Genomic DNA, 408 nt, shown 5'->3' on the forward strand with positions numbered 1-408 from the left:
ACGGTGCCGTCGACAACTTCTCCGACCGCATGCAGGCGATCCTGCAGAAGGCGGAGGAGGAGGCGGAGGAGATCCGCAGCAAGGCCCGTGCCGACGCCGAGCGTGTCGTCACCGAGGCCCGCAAGCAGGTCGACCGCGCCCGCGCGGACGCCGACCGGGCCCGTGAACAGGGCGACAAGCTCCGCACCGAGGTCGGGGAGCTGACCCGGCGTCGCGACGAGCTGCGCGCCGAGGTCGGGAAGGCCCCGGCCACCGGGGACAAGGCCCGCCACGAGATCCGGCCGGCCCCCGGTCCGGGGCAGAAGCCCGGCGGACCGTCCGGCGAGGCCGGGTCGTCCGACGACCGCTCCGCGAAGCCCGCCGCGGGCGAGCGGCCCGGCACCGGCCAGTCCGGTGCCGCCCAGCCCG

General features: G+C 77.0%; 1 pseudogene. It reads left to right on the plus strand.

The annotated features are described in order from the left end of the window. Positions 1-408 (plus strand): annotated as a pseudogene (locus GTW08_RS04740) (hypothetical protein); the annotation flags it as partial.

The sequence above is a fragment of the Pseudonocardia sp. SID8383 genome (assembly GCF_009864975.1).
Lineage (GTDB): Bacteria > Actinomycetota > Actinomycetes > Mycobacteriales > Pseudonocardiaceae > Pseudonocardia > Pseudonocardia alni.